This window comes from Paenibacillus sp. NPDC101420, from assembly GCF_050277435.1.
Classification (GTDB): domain Bacteria; phylum Bacillota; class Bacilli; order Paenibacillales; family Paenibacillaceae; genus Paenibacillus_AQ.
The window spans coordinates 815,933-836,207 of record NZ_JBNNSE010000001.1; the positions used below are offsets into that span (position 1 = coordinate 815,933).

Here is a 20,275-nt window from a genome sequence, read left to right on the forward strand (position 1 = left end):
GAATAAATACATCTTATTAGTGTTACTCTTTTAAAGAGCCCACAGTTAAACCTTTTACAAAATACTTTTGGAAGAAGGGATACGCTAGTGCTATAGGCAAGGTCGCCAGTACAACCATCGCCATACGAACAGTTTCTGTCGGCAATGTCGCAGCAATCTCAAAGCTTGATCCCATCTGCATGCTGTTCTGGATAACAAACTCCATATTATTCTGAATTCGCATCAGCATCGCTTGGAGCGGCACAAGACTCGCATCATCTATATACAGCAGCGCATTAAACCAATCATTCCAATAACCCAGCGTACAGAACAATCCAATCGTTGCAATCCCCGGTAATGAGATCGGAAGTACAATTTGCAGGAACGTCCGAAACTCCCCTGAACCGTCAATTTTGGCTGCCTCAATGAGTGCATCAGGCACTGAAGTCTGGAAGAAGGTTCTCATCACTAGGATGAAAAAGGCATTCATCGCTATTGGCAATATCAAAGCCCATATCGTGTTGTACAAATGTAAAAACTGTGTGGCCACAATATAGTTTGGAACCATTCCGCCTGAGAATAACATCGTGAAGAAGGCGAAGAAGCTGAAAAAATTACGATAGCGAAATGATCTTCGAGAAAGAACATAGGCGTAAGTTGTAATTAGAAATAAGCTAATGAGCGTACCTAGTACAGTAACAAGTAAGGTAACTCCAAAGGAACGAAATAACTGATCACCTGTGTTAAAAACAAACTGATACGCCGCCATACTAAATTTTTCTGGAATTAAGCTAAATCCATTTAAAGCGAGTACTTTCTCATCTGTAAAAGAAATGGCTATGACAAACAAGAACGGAAACACACAGGTAAAGGCGAAAACTCCAATCACAATATTGAGTACCACATTCCAAAAAGGAGTAATGGCGTTGTTGTCGACTTCTTTCGGCTTACGTTTGAATACTTCCATAACGTCAATTGACTCCTTTCTAGAATATCGCGTTTTCTTTGCTGATCTTTTTCACAATAGAATTCGTTACAATTACCATGATAAATCCAACGATCGATTGATATAGACCCGCTGCTGTACTCATCCCCAGGTTTCCTGTCGTACTCATGCTTCGATAGATATAAGTATCGATAACATTCGTTACGGAGTATAGAACACCGGAATCCCGAGGTATTTGATAGAATAGACCGAAGTCAGATCTAAAAATACCACCAATCGCTAGAATAGTTAGCGTTACCATTAAAGGCTTAAGCAAAGGAAGTGTAATAAACTTAATTTGCTGCCATTTGCTGGCCCCATCAATCATTGCCGCTTCATAGTAGGACTTGTCGATACCCGCTATAGCCGCTAAGTAAACAACACTTGAATAACCAATTGATTTCCAAATTCCCATGAAAATTAGGATATATGGCCAAAAGCGAGTATCACCATACCAGGAAACAGGATCGCCTCCGAAGTAAACAATCACTTGATTCAAGATCCCTTTATCTACACTTAGGAAGCTGAATGTAAAGAAGCTAATAATAACCCAAGAAAGAAAATAAGGCATAAACATCGCCGTTTGATAAACTTTGGCCATCCGTTTGTTCACAAGTTCGTTCAAGGTGATTGCAATGCCCACCGCAAGAACTAAACCGAGAGAGATCAACGCCACGTTATACAGTATCGTATTTCTTGTAATAATATAGGCGTCCTCTGTCGAGAACAAAAAGTTGAAATTTTCAAGGCCAACCCACTTACTATTTAAAACGCTTGCAAAGAATCCGTCCCGATGAATCTTGAAATCCTTAAATGCAATAATGGTTCCGAACATCGGTAAGTAACAAAAGATTAGGAACCATATTGTCCCTGGTAATACCATAAACCACAGTACTTTATCCTTATTTAAGCTTTTGAAAAATGCAGACACTATTCCACATCCCCCTTCTCTATCCCCAAACAATCCCCGTAATACCCTTTCGATCTTATTTCCTTGCCCCTTTAACTATCTTTAATTCTGCGCTATAAAAGCGGTTTCATAAAGTTGAAAAACTCCAGAATGATATGTAAAAATTAAAGATCGCAAGAAAAAACGACCTCCGTGAGGCTTGAAAATCCTTAAGATTTGAACAAAAAAAAGGAAACATTCCCGTGACCAACGTTCGTGAACCCTCCACTTGAACGTGATACCGGGGAACATTTCCTAAATCCTACGCCTTTTCTTTTTTATACATATTTCGAAGTTCTGTTGGAGATATGCCTACTGATTTTTTGAACTGGCGATAAAAATACGCTGGATCTAGATACCCTACTTCAGCTGCAATTTCATTGGTTAATAACGTAGTTTGAAGCAGCAGTTGTCTTGCTTTTTCAATTCGGAATTGATTCACATAATCAGAGAAGCTTCGCCCCATCTCCTTCTGAAATAGCTGTCCCAAGTAAGTAGGATGCATATTCATTCGCTGACTGAGCGTCTTCAGAGATAGTTCTTCTCTATAATGTTTGCTCACTTGATCCACCATATATCTCATATTCGGACTGAGTTCCTCACTCACTAGCGATAATTGGTCCAGCGTTTCATTCACACTTTCCTGCACATGATGAAGCAACTGCTCAATGGTATGGATGCGTAGCAAAGGATTAAACACAGCACTGAAATTACAGTTCTTCTCCATATTCTTAGCGATCAACATTAATTCAATCGCCACGTTGTAATTATCAATGCGTGTAATCACGCCACATCCGAACAGCTTTTGGAATGTTTCTGCGATAAATTGATTTGCCGCCTCACGCTCGCCAGATAATAATAATTTAGTAAATGCTTCATAATCAATTTCGAGCTTTTCCTCATGTAACACCATCTTAGACAGTTGGTCCACATCTATAATCGGGTAGCCCGGCAGCATCAGATGATCCACATATAAACTTTTCGCTTTTTTATAACTTTGTGGTACTTCTTGAAAAGTATATTCCTTACTTCCTATCGTAATCCAGACAGACTTTCCTAATTCATGCATAATCTCACATTGCACTTGTTGCAGCATGCAATACATTTCTTCTTTGTTCTCATCTTCAGTCGACTCCGCAACAATAAGAACAAGATCACCTTCCATATCAATAAATACAATAACTGTTCCGCGCTCTGCTACGGACTGCACAGCGATACGATAACATTCTTCCATAAGTTGATTAGGGTGCAGTTGACCCTCATCCTCTTCATGTTCCGTAATAAGCCGAATTGCAGCCACCGTAAAACATGAACAGTCCAGGGAAATATTTAAGACTTTTGAACGATGCAATAGCTCCTGTCGATCTATATTTCCAGTGACCCAACGATTTAGAATATTGTTACGTAAAACTTGCTGATCCTCCTTCGCATGAAATTGTTCAACATCCTCTTGATTGAGGACCTCAACAATTTGCTCAATGGTCGATTCCAATTCTTTTATATTAATGGGTTTAAGAATATAATTCTCAATGCCTAGACTCATTCCAGCTTTTAAATACTCAAATTGTTCATAGCCGCTTAAGATAATAAATCTCATTTTTGAATCAAAAGACTTAATTTGTTGAATGAGTTCAAGTCCCGTAAGCTTTGGCATCGTAATATCTGTAATTAATATGTCAATGGCTTCATTATGGCTATGCAAAAATTCTAAAGCTTCTTCCCCATTACTCGCTTGCCCTGCGATTCTTAGTCCATAATCTTCCCATTCGATCACTGAACGTAATCCTTCAAGAATAAGAGGTTCATCATCCACAATAAGTATGTTGTGCATTATTTAATACTCTCCCTTACCACTGGTATATTCATGATGACTGTTGTTCCTACACCGATCTCACTAGCAATCGATAATCCATATTCAATCCCATAATAAAGCTTAATTCGCTCATTCACATTACATAGTCCAAGCGAGGAAGGTGGTGCATCCATTCGCATACTGACTTGAAGTGTTTTTTGAAGTTCCGTTAGCCTGCTGGGAATAATCCCATTTCCGTTATCTCTAATAGCAATTTGAATGCTACCGTCTGATTCAGTTACTTCAATGCGGATTAGGTTATCAGAGCGTTCGGGCCTGAATCCGTGAACAATATAATTTTCAATGACCGGCTGAATCAGCAGTTTAACGATAGAACAATTCATAGCCACTGGACTTATTCGTGACTCGATTTGAAGCTTATCTTTATGCCTAATCTGAAACAGCTCAAGATATAGATTGCAATATTCAATCTCATCAGCGATGGTAACAACCATACTTTTCTTAATCATCGTTCGGAATAACGTAGATAAAATGTAAATCATCTGACCTACATCCTTCGCACCTTGCGAAATAGCCCGCATCCTTATAGCTTCAAGCGTATTATATAAAAAATGCGGATTAATCTGCGATTGAAGAGCAACGAGTTCTGCATTTTTTTGCGTAATTTCTGAAATGTAAACTTTATTAATATACAGTTCTAGTCTTTCACACATATAGTTAAAATTGTTGGCAATGAGCTGCAATTCATCCTCCCGGTTAAGATGAATGCGCGTGCTTAAGTCGCCTTCCTGTAAGCGCTTCATAGATTTGACAATGATCTTCACTTTTTTAGAGAAACGTAAAATTATTCCGTATGTAATGGACATTGCCGCAACAATTAGTGCTGCCGTAATCCCGATAATCCAATTTCGTACTACCACCATTTCTTTGTTTACCTGCGACTTCTGAATGATTCCTGCCACAATAAGACCTGAGCTATTCGTTGTATTTAAGTTAACTTTGGATAATCCATCCAGTGCAGTCCAGTTGTCTGAATAAAGACCAGCGATATGCGGATACTGCTGTCCCATATACCTTCCTAAGGAATCATATATGACGTCACCGCTTGGTGTTAGAACCAACACTTGGCCATTATTCTCTGTACCTTTCGTACCAAGCCATTTTGAAATAAGTTCAGCATCAAAATCTATAATGAGCATACCGATCGTTTTCAATGAAATCGGATCTTTAAGCTCCCTAGTCATCGTATACAAATTGTTATTGTCTTCCCTTATTTCCTTAAGTAATAATTTTTTCTCATGCGAAACCCAACCATTCTTAGGTATGGGTGATTTTTGCTCCGAAATATCTATATCTCTTTTGTAGAGCTGTCGTGTATTATTTTTATATAAATAATAAAATTCTTTCTCAGTGCTGTATAAGATAACGTCAGAGATACCACTTTTCTGATTCAAATACGTTTTGAAGTAAGTATCGAATGTATGGGGTACGAAGCTCCCAATTTCAGCAAACTGATCTAAACGATATTTAAGATAATCTCCATAATCATGTTGCAAAAAGTAGGACAAATCCTCACTTACAGAAGCATCACTATAAATTTGCTGGATGGCCAATTGAATCCCTTCGTACTGCTGATTCATATATAAACTCACGTAATCCAGTACCTCTCGATTAGCATCAACATGTTGACGCGTGATCGTCTGTTCATAGTATTTATAAACGGTAATGGAAGAGGCAATAAGCGTAATAATGATGATGGATGAATATATAGCTAAAATTTTATTAAACAGCTTTTTTCGTAAATGATTTTGATAAAATTTCTTTATATTCAACAAATTCACCTTCCTTCAAAATCTAGCCTTTAGGATTAGAAGCTTAACACCACCTTTCTTTTTGTGCAATGGGAGCGCATTCATTTTTAGATGTAAATCTTTCCTCCTTGCAACCTTTTTCTTTATCATGAGTTTACATCTCGCTAAAAATCGTCTATAGTTGGTTTCTACCCCCAAACAAACCTGTAATCACCCTATAAGTCTTATAATCCTCGTCCCCCATCAAGATAATGGAGGGCTATTACTCATGTTTCTAACCAAACGTAAACTCAACTCCCAACTAAACGAGATTTCCGAATATCGTTACCGGGATCGAATACACATTCCTTTTTTCAATTCTATGATTGACGAACAAGGTGAAATTGCAGCGGAACCACCCGTGGATGGAGAATGGTCTAAGCTACAGGTTGGCGATACCTGGAAAGGCCGCGATTTGTATTTATGGCTAACGACACAGATAGACGTACCCGCCTCTTGGGCAGGACGCAGGGTACTGGGTCGATTTGATTTTGGCGAGACGGGTGCCGGAAACAACTCCGGCTTTGAATCTTTATTCTTTTACAATGGTAAACCCTATCAAGGTGTAGATTCCAATCATACAGAAGTGTTCTTGCCGGATGAAACGGTAGGTACGCAGCTTCCTCTTACCTTCCGTTTATGGTCGGGACTAGAAGGTGGCGGTCCTAAAAAAGATCAAACGCATGGCATTCGTATGGCAGAAATTTGTTGGCTGGACGATGCAACGGATGATTTCTACTTTACTGCACTTGCTGTAGTTGAGACGCTGAACGTACTCGATTCAAAAACACCAGAATATACACAGCTGCTAAGTACAGTAGACCGCTCGTTTCTTCTGATTGACTGGTCTCGTCCAGGTTCAGAGGTCTTCTACGCTTCGATCGAGGAAGCTCGTAACTATTTGCGTGATGAAATTAATAAAATGGAAAAGTCTTCGCCAGTTACTGTTACCTGTATTGGTCATACCCATATTGATGTAGCTTGGTTATGGCAATTGAAGCATACCCGTGAGAAATGTGCGCGTTCCTTCTCGACCGTACTCCGTCTGATGGAAATGTTCCCTGACTATACTTTTTTACAGACTCAACCTCAGCTCTATGAATACATCAAAAACGATTATCCAGAAATCTATGAGAAGATTCGTGAACGTGTTGCTGAAGGACGCTGGGAAGCTGGCGGTGGCATGTGGCTCGAGGCAGATTGTAACTTGACCTCAGGTGAGTCTCTTGTCCGTCAATTGCTATATGGTACTCGCTTCTTGCGTAATGAATTTGGTGTTGAATGTGATTATTTATGGCTGCCGGACGTATTTGGCTACAGCTGGTCCTTGCCACAAATTCTAAAAAAATCAGGAATTAATACGTTCATGACCACCAAAATTAGCTGGAATCAATACAACCGCATGCCACATGATACCTTCCAATGGCGTGGTATTGATGGCACTGAAGTATTAACACACTTCATTACAACACCAGAGCCTTGGTCTGAAGAAGATTCTTGGTTCTACACCTATAATGGCCGCATCATTCCTAAGACTGTAAAAGGAATTTGGGATACGTACCGGGATAAAGAAGTGAATCGCAATTTATTACTTTCTTACGGATATGGTGATGGCGGCGGTGGGGTTAACCGCGAAATGCTAGAGATGCGCCGCAGACTCAACGATCTCCCAGGACTACCGAAGATTGAAACAGGAACAGCAGGAGATTACTTCCGTAATCTGCAAGAAACCGTTGCTAATACAGATCGTTATGTCCATGTATGGGATGGTGAGCTTTACTTAGAATATCACCGTGGCACGTACACTAGCCAAGCCTACAATAAGCGGATGAACCGCAAGCTTGAACTGCTATACCGCGAGGCGGAATGGCTAAACGCACTGCAAAGTGTGGTGTCTGAAGATTGGTCGAACTATCGTCAGACCGATTTAGACGAGGGTTGGAGAATTATTTTGCGTAACCAATTCCATGATATTATTCCTGGTTCTTCAATTCGTGAAGTGTACGAAGACAGTACGATTGAATATGCTCAAGCCGAAGCCATTGGTCAATCTGTATGGGAACAATCTACGAACCTACTAGTGAACGGAAGTGAAGCCGGTAAATATACCATCTGGAACAATGCTTCTTGGGAATTAACTGAGCTCGTAGAAATTACTATAGAGCCTGGCATGGAAACAGGACATTGGATAAACACAGAAGGTAAACCCTTACAAGCTCAGCGTGAAGGTGATCGTTGGATCATTGAAGTGTCCGACATTCCTTCTCTCGGATACACCACCATCTCCTTCGTGGCAGATGTGAATTCTGAGCCACTAAGCACTCCATTCAAGCTGAATGAATCAGGAATTTCAACGCCTCACCTTGAAATAGCGTGGAACGAGCAAGGTCAATTGTCATCCATCTTTGATAAACACGAACAGCGTCAAGTATTAGCTAATGGAAGTCACGGTAATGTGTTCCAAGTATTTGAGGATAAACCATTAGCACATGAAGCTTGGGACATTGACATCTACTACCAGCAAAAAATGCGCGAAGTGATCGACTGCACTAGTATTGAAGTCATAGAAAATGGTTCATTGCGTTGTATTGTGCAATTCACATGGAGCTATATGGATTCCACGATTAAACAGCAAATGATCTTACACGCTGGGCATCGTCGTATCGACTTCGTGACGAACGTAGACTGGCATGAGAAAAAACAGCTAATGAAAGTAGCCTTCCCTGTTGCGATACGAGCTACCGAAGCCACTTATGATATCCAGTTCGGTAATGTTAAGCGTCCAACACACTGGAACACTAGCTGGGATTACGCTAGATTCGAGACTGTGGGTCATCAGTGGGCAGATTTATCAGATCGTGGTTATGGCGTTAGCTTGCTGAATGACTGCAAATATGGCTACGACATCAAGGATAATGTGATGCGTCTATCCCTAATCAAATCGGCAACACACCCTGACCCTGATGCGGATCAAGGCGAACATTCATTCACCTACTCTATCCTGCCTCATACTGGGGATTGGCTACAAGGTGATACCGTCCGTCAAGCCTGGTCCATCAACAATCCACTGCGGAGCACCATGGGGCAAGCTGAAGTAGAAACAAAGTCCATGATTCGTCTTTCTATGAATACGGTTATGGTTTCTGCCCTTAAGAAATCTGAAGATGGTCAAAAATTAGTTGTACGTGTTCACGACTATTCCGGAAGCCGCCAGCAGATTGATATGACGAGCGACTTGAACATTATTTCGTGGCAAGAATGTAATCTAATGGAACGTCCTGAAGGTGAGGTTCACACTGAACCTGTCATTACCTTTGTACTTGAACCTTACGAAATTAGAACATTTGAAATCGAAGTATAGAATCTAATTAAATGAAGTAACATACAAAATCGGGGTGTCCCTGTAGCCATGTATAAAAGGCTGCGAGGACACCCCGTTTTTCGATTATGATTGTTTATTTTGAATTTAAGTATACACATTGCGCAATGAGTTAACGTAGCGTATACTCCAATTAAGGGAGAGATGTATATGAGAAGAATGGGGAAAATTACGATATTCACATGCATTGGATTATTGAGCCTTGCTTTGATTGCTATTCTTGCGATTAGCGCTTTTGTGATCAAGAGACCGGCCACCGCCACCCCCGTAATCACGGAAGTGAAGCCTTATGAGTGGAATAAAGTCAAGCTGGACGGAAATGTCATTTCAAGTGATGGATCAGAGTATTTTATCTGGAATAAAAAGGGAGAGACTAATAACTGGATTATCTTTTTTTCCGGGGGAGGGGCCAGTTGGGATGCCCAAAGCGCCGCGCACCCAATCAAGCTAATGAACTTCATTAAAGGTGGAGATACGGGCAACTATTTCCAGAACATCCCCTTCTATATGCTGACATTGCTGAGAGGTATGATGGATACGGATAACCCTGCCAATCCTTTTCATGGATGGAATGTGGTCTACCTTCCCTATTCGACGGGTGATTTCCATATCGGTAACCGTACGGCTGAATATAAAAAAGAGGACGGCAGTACCTTTACAATGCGTTATAACGGCAGCAATAATGTGCGAAGCAGCCTTGATTGGATATATGCCAACGTGGAAAAGCCCGGCAAACTGCTAATTGCAGGTGAAAGTGCTGGTGGATTCGGGTCCGCCTTCTGGGCTCCGGAGATCGCCTCTCATTACAAAGACTCCGAGATCTTCCAATATTCAGACAGTTCCTTCCTGAAATCAGACAAGTGGCCAAATGTTGTGAATAAGGAATGGCAGGCAGACTTCGTTAAGAATTTTGGGTATACCCCTGAAGCGGATATCATCGGGGCAGCATTTAAAGCGAACGGTCATCTACTGCCTGCGAATACGGTAATATTGCAATCCTACTCGGTATTTGACGAGATTCTGATCCACTTTCAGAACAACATCAACGATTACAAGGGGCCCAGAGATCAACGCATTATTAATGAATGGTCACAGGAAATGCGGCAATCTGTATCTTCTTTAGCTGCCACTTTACCTAATTATTATTACTATCTGACCGACTATGGGCTAAATGCTAAGACGGGTACAACCCCGCACACTTTTGCAACCAGAGAGACCTTCTTTCAGGCTGAACAAGATGGTGTGAAGCTTCTGAAATGGCTAGGTGATGCAGTCAACCATCAGAAACCCTATTCAGTTGGGAGCAAGTTCCTCATGACGTCGAAGCCAGCTCAGAAATAGCACAGAATTAGCGAAATACTCGCACAAGGCAGGAGAGAAAATTAATGAATTTGCGTGAAAAGCAGATGCAAATGACGAGGGAGATCATTAAGGATACAGCGCTCAGCTTGTTCTGTGCTCAAGGTATTGAGCGCACGGATATGGCTCAAATTGCAGAACAAGCCGGGGTCTCCCGGCGCACTTTGTATCATCATTATAAGGACAAAGAAGAATTAGCCGCTCAAATCTATGTCCTTAACCTGGAGCGGATGTTTGGACAGCTGCTGTTTGATTTTGATTTTGAACAGCCGGTACAATCACTGGAGAACATTCTGGATAAATATTTGGCGCTAAGAGATCATCAGGAATCACTGATCTACTATGATGCCATTTTTGGAGTTTACTACAGCACGCTTTCTAAGAATCCTGCAGAACTGCCTGACTTTAAGAAGGCTATGGAAGGCTGGTATTCGCGACTTATACTGCTTGACACAATAGCAGTGGCTCCGGAGGAAAAAAATAAGTGGTTGAACATTCTGCAGAAGTCCACCCACCTGTATTTCATGTATTTACAAAAAGCCGTTATTATTACGCATCAGCGGGGCGGTGTGGTTACGGAGGAAGACCGGGCAACGGACCGACAATTCAAGGATTTCATTATGCATGGCGTACGGCATTCCCGATGATTAAAAGAGTCTTTTCGTAATAGGTTTCATTTCGGTATAATATACCAATCGGTATTCGTACGGCTCTAGTTATATGGAAGGAGCAATGGCTGAAATGGACATTGGCAAATATGAGAATCTAGTTCCGAATGTTTTTTTGTTCGTCGACCGCAGATCCTTCCCGGATTGGGAGATAACGAGGAGCAAAATTGATTTCCATGACCTTACCTTCATTGTGGAAGGGAAATCGAACTATTTTATTAATGGGGAGAAATTTACGGTTGAAGCTGGTGATATGCTCTATGCACCTTCCGGAAGTATTCGGGAAGCGCAGACCTTTAAGGAGGCACCCATGCGTTCTTTTGCGTTTAATTTCTTCTGGCAGGGGGAGGACAATCATGTGCAGCTCCCTTTTGAGACCGTAACTAAAAACTGGAGAACTAAAGAGATCCTAGCGGACATCAAAGATTTCTCGCATGTATGGATGGGCAAACAGCCTTTTTATAAAATGAAGGCCAGAGCCATTTTTCAACTGATCGTGTATCGCCTGTTAAGCATAACCCACCATCAAGAGACACCTCTGATCGATCTGAGAATCCAAAAAGTAATGACCTATATTATGGATCATTATTCGGAGGAAGTTGCGATCAAGGAACTAGCTGATTTGGTTACCTTAAATCCTGTATATCTTGGCAAGCTGTTCAAGCAAAACACCGGTTCCACCTATAAGGAATTCATAAATAAAGTACGGGTGAACAATGCCGAGATGATTCTGTCCGCAGGTGGCTTCAATGTGTCCGAAGTAGCAGCGCACTGTGGTTATCAAGATGTCGCCTACTTCAGTAATGTTTTCAAAAATATCAAGGGTTATCCTCCGTCATCTGCCTTGAAATAACGGAGGACCCTGAACCATTCGGGGATTCAGCCCTTCAATTAGCTCTAACTATGAATTAGTGCGTCCCCCTAGTATAGAAGCTCTCCTCTGGGCCCAAATAGGAATACGGCAGCTCCGCAGCGGACAACACAAGCTTTTGCAGGACCAGGCCCGCATCCAATCCGTAAAAGCGGAGGGTATGGATCCCCTTCGTTAAAGCATGAATGGTGGTCACGGTATGGATATTATTCATAACCGCGCGGCACCACGGTTCATTATCATGATTGCCGCCCGCAAAATCCGTAGGTAAAGCATCCGTAATCACTGCCGTCTGTGCATCGAAGCCTACCGCATATTTTAATCCACTGAACTGTGACAGGTTATTTGTCGGAGCAATATACGCGGTTAAGCTGTAATCTGCATTCTGCTGTACTAAAACCTGATATTCCAGATAAGGCGCATTCTCCGGCTGTTCAAAAGATACCGTATCCGGAAACATTTTAACCGAGGATAAAGAACGCCCATAGTTAGCAATGGTCTTCCATTCCACCCCTGATTGTGCAACACGACTTGAGGTATGCTCCGCTTCAATTGCCACTCTATTATTAGCCTCGATAAAGGTCATCGCTGGCACATCCTGAATGTCAGTGAAGTTCACAGCTACACTAACCATAACGGTGCCTCCGGCACCAGAGATCGTAATTTCACCCGTCGATGTCTCGCGAACCTTTTCCCAATCTACAGAAACCTGTAAGCTCTCCCCAGCCTTGATCCAACCCGATGTTTTCTCAAGCTTGATCCAAGCTGCACTGCTACTTGCCTGATATTCAAAGCCCGCTTCTCCACCGTTGCTGATAGTAATGCAATAGTTTTCTTTTTGCAGATTTGTAAATACCGGAAGCTTTGCCGTCCCCGCAACATACGCTTGCTCCGTACCTTCAACATCAACAATCAATATAGAACCTTTAGCGGGAATCAACGTGCTCACCTCTGGATATTTCCACCCTTCTGCATTCCAGTGAACATACCCGACATGAGGGGAACTCATCATTCCTTGCCATTTTCCTTCTGTAATTCCGCTATTATAAACCTGCTCCAGGTGTTTATCCCTATCGATGGCTTCATGAGTCAGGGTAGCGTAGGTATTGGCCAATACACTGCCTCGTCCAGCATATAGCTTGTTAAGTCCAGCATATATTTGCATTTTGAGCACATTGGCTGATGCAGCAGCAGGGAAATATACAAGCTGGTAGTACGCATCTTTTAATGATTCAGGAATAAGAGCATAGTATTGGTCAGCGGCATTCTCCATCCTAATCGCCTGCTTCAGCACTCTCTGTGCCTCATTGTAATGGATAGGACTGAAGGTTGACGGATAAATAATCTCCGGCTTGCGGCGGCCGTTCATTCGGGTATACTCACTCAGCAATTGCGCGATGCCCAGGCATGTCTCATGTTCCAGTGCATATCCGAACTGCTGCTCTACCCATCGTTTGGTATATTCCTCAGTCCGGTTAATCGCTCCGGTACCCCAAGCTTCAAAATCATAGGCCAATTCCATAAAGTAGGAAATAGGCAATTCCATAGGCTTCAAATCCCCGACGTTCACAATCCATACATCACGGATGCCATAGTCGAATGCCATACACATTTGCTCCCAAACCTTCTCCAGCGGAATCGTGTTTAACCATTCATAGGAATGTGGACCCCCATGATAGTCAAAATGATAGTACATCCCCCACCCTGCACTTCGATCGCGTTCGTGTTCCGTTGGGATTTTGCGGAGATTGCCAAAGTTATCATCTGCCAGCAGGATCGTAACATCATTCAGGACTTCCCAGTCCTTCAAGCCTTCAACCTCAGCAGTGCCATACCAATACTTCTCCACTTCCTTGTATACGGCTAGAATTTGGGGCGAGTGCTCAAGATTATATTTCTTTAATAATTCTTTTTGCGTAAGGATGATATCCTTCAGCAGGTCAATATTCTCCTGGTCGGAGCCCTCCAGCGCAGAATCACTTTCTCCCCGCATCCCTAGTGTGATTAAATTGTCAAAGTCCTGATTCCGTTTGATTCCATCTTCCCAGAAATCCGTAATAGCTTGTTTGTTTCGGGCAAAATCCCATAAGTTACTTGTTCCATATTGGTTGTATACCTTCTGCCATTCACTGCCTGCCCGAAATAAAGGTTCATGATGGGAGGTTCCCATTATAATGCCGTATTCCTGTGCATGCTGGGTGTTGGCGATTGGATTGCTTTTACCGTTAAGGCTGAATTCGGCACTCCACATCGCTGGCCATAAATAATTCCCCTTTAATCGAAGAATTAGTTCAAACACCTTGTCATAGAAATCTTCATTAAAATCACCAAATCTTTGAGTTACCCAAGAGCCCAAGGACGGCCAGTCGTCATTCAAAAAAATCCCTCTGTATTTAACCGAAGGTTCTTTGGAAATCCTATGTAGCTGGCTATCAGGTAAGATCAAATCTGCTTTTTTCTCTGGTATAACATCTGCCCAATATTTCCACGGACTAACGCCAATTTTTTCAGAGATAGAATAAATCCCGTACATCGTCCCGCGTTTATCGCTTCCCACAATGACGAGTGCCTTGTCCACTCCTGCTGTCGGTTCTTCAACTACCTGAATTTTATAACATTCCCTTTTCCCTTGGATGGCGGACACATCCACTGTCCCCTTCGCAATTAAACGATCAATAAGCTCATTACTTCCGATCGATCCAGCGATTACAACGGTTCCATCCAATGCCTCCAATTGTGTATGTATTTCAGGTTCAACCTCTGTTACCTGTTTAACATCTGCTGCAAAAGACTGAGCCACGCGGCGCAAACCGGCATAATCCTTCCCTTTGAGATCCACGTAAATCTTGGCAGCTTTGCCCTGCTTCACAAGGATTAATTCCTGCTTAGGCATGATTATTCTCCCCTTAAGCATCCTATTTTCGTATGACTAGGCACATTATATAAGTAAGCGATTTCAACTTCCATGTGTAAACTAGCAAGTTTTTGTAATTATTAAATGAAACTTTGTTTATTGGTTGAACAATCTAGATATTTGGTGTTACTGTTAACAGGTATTCCCCTGTAGCAGAATCATTTCATTTGCAAGCGCATCCATAATAAGAGACCCTTACAAAGCGAGGATGATCCATATGGAAAAGAATAACGAACTCATTGCAGGCGAACAGATTGAAGGTCCGAAGGCTCCAAAGGACCCGGCTGATCGTAGAAACGGCTTTTTTGTGCTGTATGAAACAGCAATTGAAGCAACAGCAAGAGCCGAAGGAAAACCTTCACAAGAAGTTTATCTGGAAGGCAGCTATCTGATCGATAAGACCAGATTTATAGGCGGCGTCACAGATAAAGCAATTCTGGAGCTTCTGGGGAACAGTGCAGGATTTCGCAAATTAGTCCACAGTATTGGAGTATCCGTGAGAAGGACTAACGCGCAGGAAGATCCAGTCACTTTTTTATTGCAGCACTGGGGCAAAACTAGTAAATATGAAACCGGCAGTTATTTACGTGTACCCTGCCCCGCCGATGGTTCAGAGGTTATTTTGAAGTTAGCAGATAATCCGGGTTCTGAAGAAGATGATGTGCTCGGAAAATTTGCTTTTGAATTTAATCACGCAGGCGAACTGGCGATTGCGAGTGTTATTTTTTATTTGCATGACGGTTATTCTGTTCCAGAGCTAATCCTTGAACCACCAGTTGCTTTTGAATCGAATGAGTACCAAAAGATCATTACACAATCCTTGCTGCACGCTGGCAATAATAAAAGATTAAAAGCTGCCATGAATAAGGCTATAAAGGGCGAGGAAGTCACGATCGCTTATATTGGAGGTTCCATTACTCAAGGAGCCGGTGCTAAGCCGATACACACGGAATGTTATGCCTATCAGTCGTATTTAAGATTTAAAGACTTATTCGGCACAAATGGTGGCGAGAACATCCATTTTGTGAAGGCTGGGGTCGGCGGAACACCCTCCGAGCTTGGCGTCATCCGCTATGAAAGAGATATTCTTAGAGACGGTTCCGTAACACCAGATATCGTGGTAGTGGAATTTGCGGTAAACGACGAAGGGGATGAAACGAAAGGCAATTGTTTTGAAAGCTTATGCTTAAAAATACTTTCCGCCGATCATCAGCCAGCCGTAATCCTTCTGTTCAGTGTGTTTATGAATGACTGGAACCTGCAGGATCGGCTCTCCCCCATTGGCCGCCATTATAATCTTCCTATGGTTAGTGTAAAGGATGCCGTATCCGAGCAGTTCCGCCTGAGTAAAGCTGAAGGCAACATCATCTCTAAACGGCAATTTTTCTATGATATCTATCATCCGACAAATGAGGGGCACCGGGTAATGGCTGATTGTCTCGCTTATTTATTCACCGAAACCCATAAATCACTAATGAATGAAGATGAGATCTTATTGGATCAACGACCGGTTATCGGGAATGATTTTACAGGAACCCTCCTGCTGGATCGAAAAAACTATATTGACGCAGGTAAGATCGAAGTAGGTGGATTTTCGGGGATCGATACCGATTTGCAGCGGGTAGAAATGGATGCTGACTCTCACGGTACTCCGGAATTCCCTCATAATTGGATGCATTCAAGAGCGTCTGGAGAAGAAAGCTTCAAGCTGACAATAACGAGTAAAAATCTCATCCTCATATACAAGGATTCCGGCAGCAGCGAATTCGGCAAGGCGGATATCTTCGTAGACGGCAGCCTTGCAGTTACTGCTGATCCTCACGTGAACAACTGGACACATTGCAATCCGGTAATTCTATATCAAAACGAAGCTAGCAGTGAGCATCAGATAGAAATCAAAATGGTGCCCGAAGATCAGGATAAGTGTTTTACTATACTAGGCTTCGGTTATACCCTTTAATCAGTTGCACCAGTTGCAAGACAGCCCCGATGTATTCTTCATCAGGGCTGTCTTTATTGTATCGCTTGGAATTTTGTCCATTTCCCACTAATATACCGCCAAATAAACAATGCTGCTTTAATCAACCAATCACAATAGACTGCAATCCACGTTGCAAACATATCCATATGAAACCAATATACTAGTGCATAAGCGAACGCAATTCTACAACAAATCATAGTAATCATGCTTACGACCATAGGAAATTTCGCATCTCCTGCCGCCCGAAAAACACTTGGCAGTGCATTTCCAAAAGGCCAGATCAGCATCATGACGATCGCATGGCTCCATACGATCATGGTTGCCCATTGCTCCGCTTCCTCTGAAAAATGATACATACGTAGTAGGCTTGGAAACAAAGCTAGACTTACAACAGAACTAACGATCTGTGCCACATAGATCATGCCAATAATCTTCCTTGTATAATACCTAGCCTGAGCATACTCGCCAGCACCCACACATCTCGAAATCACAACAGACATTCCTAATCCAATAGCCATTCCAGGTAACGCTTGCAAGGAAGCGATCGTACTGCCAACTGAATTTGCTGCAATAGCCGCTGTTCCAAATGTGGAGACTAAACTCAATATCAATAACCGTCCAATATAAAACATTCCATTTTCCATTCCATAAGGTACACCAATTCTCATCATCTGCTTGATCATCTTGCCATCAAATTTATGCCGCAAGGTCTTTTTCAAAGATAAGAGATTCTTTGGATTAGATACTAGAACAAGAATACAAACTGCAGCCCCCATTCTGGAAAATAACGTTGGAATAGCGATACCTGCCGTTCCCATGTCAAGTCCATATACCATCAAGGCATTCCCTGCTATATTCACAAGGTTCACAACCAACATTATTTGCATAGGTAGTTTGGAGTTCCCCATCGTTCTGAATACGGCTGCACCTGCATTATAAAGCGCTAAAAAAGGAACTGAAACCCCAACAATTAATAAATAAGTATTCGCGTGTCCATACACTTCAGTTGTAATCGTTCCAAATAAACCATGTAAAATAAATCCTTTCAGTAAATAAATCAAAACCATAATCACTAGCCCCACACTACCAACAAACCAAACTAATTGATTCGCTGCTTCTCTAGCCTGATTCTCCCGCTTACTTCCAAGATATTGACCCACAATTACAGTACCTCCAGTAGCGAGCGCTGCAAATATACTAATCAACAGTAACATCACCATTTCTACTAAAGATACACCCGATACTGCTGACTCCCCAACAGAGGCTACCATGACAGAATTCACCAATCCCATCATAGCTTCTAATAATTGCTCTATCATTAAGGGGAGAAATAATTTCTTTAGTTGTAGATTGGAAAATAATAATGGTTTCGTAATTGCAGTTTCTAGTTTGCTCATTTGTATAACTCCATTTTGTAGTCGTTTTAAGTCACAGAACTCATACTTCCATGGTAGTTTCTAAAGCAATAAATATCTAATGCCTATGATGAATTACGTATCATGCTTAATACGTATCGTTTAATCTGGGAATTCTAGATGTTATTATTAAATGAGGTAACAACAGAGGAGGAATGAACAATCATGGATGTTCGTGTTCTCAGATATTTTTTAACAGTGGCTAAGATAGGCAATATAACAAAAGCAGCAGAAATCCTCCACATTACCCAGCCCACTCTAAGCAGACAGCTAATGGATCTGGAAGAAGAATTGGATACCCGCTTGTTTATTCGGGGAAAACGGCAGATTACTCTAACAGACAGTGGACTTCTGTTTCAACAGCGAGTAAAAGAGATCGTTTCACTACTAGATAAAACAGAAAGAGATTTGGCAGAACAAAAAGATTTGCTTGGTGGAGTAGTTTCTATCGGATGTGTGGAGTCCACCGTATCCAGGGCGTTGCCGGAGTTATTAGAGGGATTTTCCAATCGACACCCTAGGGTACAATATGAATTGTATAGTGCGGATGGGGATGATATTCGGGAGAAGCTGGACCGAGGTAATATTGACATAGGTATATTATTAGAGCCCATTGAAGCCGCTAAATATGATTATATTCGCTTGCCTTATCAGGAACAGTGGGGAATTCTGATGCGACGAGATGATCTTCTCGCCCAGAAGTCTTCTATTGGTATTCAGGATATTCTTACTTTACCGCTAATCCTACCTCGACGTACCATTGTGCAAAATGAGATTGCAAGCTGGCTTGGGGTCGAGAATGAGAGTCTTCGTATCTTTGCCTCACATAATCTTTTGACAAACGCCATGCTTCTAGTAGAACGAAAGCTTGGCTATGCCATTTGTGTGAGTGGCTCATATTCTATCCGGGAAAGTGAACGTACCTGTTTTGTTCCATTTGAACCTGAACGAACTACAAGTCATGTTTTGGCTTGGAAAAAAAATAATTTATTCAGCTCGGCCACTGCACATTTTATTCAATTTATAAAAGATACCTATGATGCATAACATAATGAAAAACCCGCTCAATAAGCGGGTTATCGCTGTTATATGGACAGAATTGCTCTCATTCTTGCTCTCCTTACTCCAGCTCGGTCCCTATCCCTTTTTCCCTCGCCTTGTTTACGTAATACACCGCTGTAGCGATATCAAAGACGGCCATCCCCATCGGGCAAAAGAAGATCGGTTCATCTTCGCCGAATTCATCTAGGCTATGGCGCAAGACAACATCGGTAATCATCTGGGTGTCAGCACGAGTGAGCCCCTGCTCCAAATGAAGCTGCTCAATATCCGTATTCTCACGGCACACTTCATCCCAATCGTCGACGATAATGGCTTTTAACGAAGCTAACGCCTCCGGCTTATAATCGCGCAGTGAAACATTCAACAGAAGACTACCTTTTTCAGGATATAGATCGATATACCGATGTTCGGATACAGTACAAGTAATAAAGATATTCGAATGCTGATAAACGTCCGCCCACGTCTCAGCCACTTCCATCCTATCTCTATAGAGAGATGAGATTCCTGATAAATCTACTCCCTTGATATCGAAAATCCGGATACGTTCGACTTGATCCCCATACAGAGCCATAACCATTTGACAATGAACCTGCCCAATCGGTCCCCAGCCGATAATGCCTAGATGAATCCGCTCCACTGAACGCGCCTGCAAAAAGTAACGAATCATCAGTCCGCTGATGGAAGCCGTCCTAATAATACTGGGAAGCGGAGAGTTCAAGACGGCTGAAGGCTGGCCTGTACTTGGTTCATTCAATACAATGATACTATGCGCGCGAGGTAGATCAGCCTCAATATTATCTGGGAAGCTAGAAATCCACTTTATCCCTGCCGCGTTCACCTCTCCCCCTACGTATGCGGGCATTGCAATAATCCGGTTTTGTGGACTCTTATACCTTAGGTAAGGCTTTATCGGCTGCACATAATCACCTGAATCGATGATACCTACAGCAGTCTCTACCGATTCCACAAGAATAGGCCAATCAACACCTACTGCCCGTATATCTCGATCATTTAAGTACAGCATACCGTCACCTCCTTATGAAACATATC

At 42.2% G+C, this 20,275-nt stretch carries 13 protein-coding genes; 6 read left to right on the plus strand and 7 right to left on the minus strand.

Annotated elements, in window-relative coordinates; genetic code table 11:
• Nucleotides 1-22: 22 nt before the first annotated feature.
• From ACQKMP_RS03830 to ACQKMP_RS03845, 4 genes are all read right to left on the minus strand, one after another.
• Nucleotides 23-946, minus strand: coding sequence for a carbohydrate ABC transporter permease (locus ACQKMP_RS03830; protein ID WP_042187007.1), 924 nt, complete (start codon nt 944-946; stop codon nt 23-25).
• Between the two features lie 19 nt (nt 947-965).
• Nucleotides 966-1,847 (minus strand): ABC transporter permease, encoded by an 882-nt coding sequence (locus ACQKMP_RS03835; protein WP_042193664.1) that lies wholly within the window; start codon nt 1,845-1,847, stop codon nt 966-968.
• Nucleotides 1,848-2,175: 328 nt separating this feature from the next.
• Nucleotides 2,176-3,744: a response regulator gene (locus ACQKMP_RS03840; RefSeq protein ID WP_427468846.1), complete on the minus strand. Its 1,569-nt coding sequence runs from the start codon at nt 3,742-3,744 to the stop codon at nt 2,176-2,178.
• Nucleotides 3,744-5,558, minus strand: coding sequence for a sensor histidine kinase (locus ACQKMP_RS03845; protein ID WP_052404244.1), 1,815 nt, complete (start codon nt 5,556-5,558; stop codon nt 3,744-3,746). The genes ACQKMP_RS03840 and ACQKMP_RS03845 overlap by 1 nt, the downstream gene beginning before the upstream one ends.
• A gap of 247 nt (nt 5,559-5,805) precedes the next feature.
• Between ACQKMP_RS03845 and ACQKMP_RS03850 the strand changes: the two genes are divergently transcribed.
• The 4 genes from ACQKMP_RS03850 (at nt 5,806) to ACQKMP_RS03865 (ending at nt 11,835) form a co-directional block, all read left to right on the plus strand.
• On the plus strand, nt 5,806-8,937 hold the full coding sequence (locus tag ACQKMP_RS03850) for an alpha-mannosidase (RefSeq protein ID WP_427468847.1): 3,132 nt from the start codon (nt 5,806-5,808) through the stop codon (nt 8,935-8,937).
• Between the two features lie 168 nt (nt 8,938-9,105).
• Complete coding sequence (locus ACQKMP_RS03855) at nt 9,106-10,296, plus strand: pectin acetylesterase-family hydrolase (protein ID WP_339247092.1); 1,191 nt, start codon at nt 9,106-9,108, stop codon at nt 10,294-10,296.
• 44 nt (nt 10,297-10,340) lie between these two features.
• Nucleotides 10,341-10,961: a TetR/AcrR family transcriptional regulator gene (locus ACQKMP_RS03860; RefSeq protein WP_052404243.1), complete on the plus strand. Its 621-nt coding sequence runs from the start codon at nt 10,341-10,343 to the stop codon at nt 10,959-10,961.
• A 94-nt stretch (nt 10,962-11,055) separates the two neighbouring features.
• The gene (locus ACQKMP_RS03865; RefSeq protein WP_339247087.1) at nt 11,056-11,835 is read left to right on the plus strand and encodes a helix-turn-helix domain-containing protein; all 780 of its coding nucleotides are present in this window, start codon (nt 11,056-11,058) and stop codon (nt 11,833-11,835) included.
• A gap of 55 nt (nt 11,836-11,890) precedes the next feature.
• Here the strand turns inward: ACQKMP_RS03865 and ACQKMP_RS03870 are convergent, their stop codons facing one another.
• The gene (locus tag ACQKMP_RS03870; protein ID WP_427468848.1) at nt 11,891-14,746 is read right to left on the minus strand and encodes a glycosyl hydrolase 115 family protein; all 2,856 of its coding nucleotides are present in this window, start codon (nt 14,744-14,746) and stop codon (nt 11,891-11,893) included.
• 238 nt (nt 14,747-14,984) lie between these two features.
• Here ACQKMP_RS03870 and ACQKMP_RS03875 point away from each other — a divergent pair, with 238 nt between their 5' ends.
• Nucleotides 14,985-16,727: an SGNH/GDSL hydrolase family protein gene (locus ACQKMP_RS03875; protein WP_427468849.1), complete on the plus strand. Its 1,743-nt coding sequence runs from the start codon at nt 14,985-14,987 to the stop codon at nt 16,725-16,727.
• Nucleotides 16,728-16,780: 53 nt separating this feature from the next.
• Here the strand turns inward: ACQKMP_RS03875 and ACQKMP_RS03880 are convergent, their stop codons facing one another.
• A complete protein-coding gene (locus ACQKMP_RS03880) occupies nt 16,781-18,145 on the minus strand; it encodes an MATE family efflux transporter (protein WP_339247080.1) in 1,365 nt (454 codons plus the stop codon).
• Between the two features lie 183 nt (nt 18,146-18,328).
• Between ACQKMP_RS03880 and ACQKMP_RS03885 the strand changes: the two genes are divergently transcribed.
• Complete coding sequence (locus tag ACQKMP_RS03885) at nt 18,329-19,210, plus strand: LysR family transcriptional regulator (RefSeq protein ID WP_339247077.1); 882 nt, start codon at nt 18,329-18,331, stop codon at nt 19,208-19,210.
• A gap of 73 nt (nt 19,211-19,283) precedes the next feature.
• Here ACQKMP_RS03885 and ACQKMP_RS03890 read toward each other — a convergent pair whose 3' ends face one another.
• Nucleotides 19,284-20,249, minus strand: a complete 966-nt coding sequence (locus ACQKMP_RS03890) for a 2,3-diaminopropionate biosynthesis protein SbnB (RefSeq protein WP_427468850.1) — start codon at nt 20,247-20,249, stop codon at nt 19,284-19,286.
• Nucleotides 20,250-20,275 lie beyond the last annotated feature (26 nt).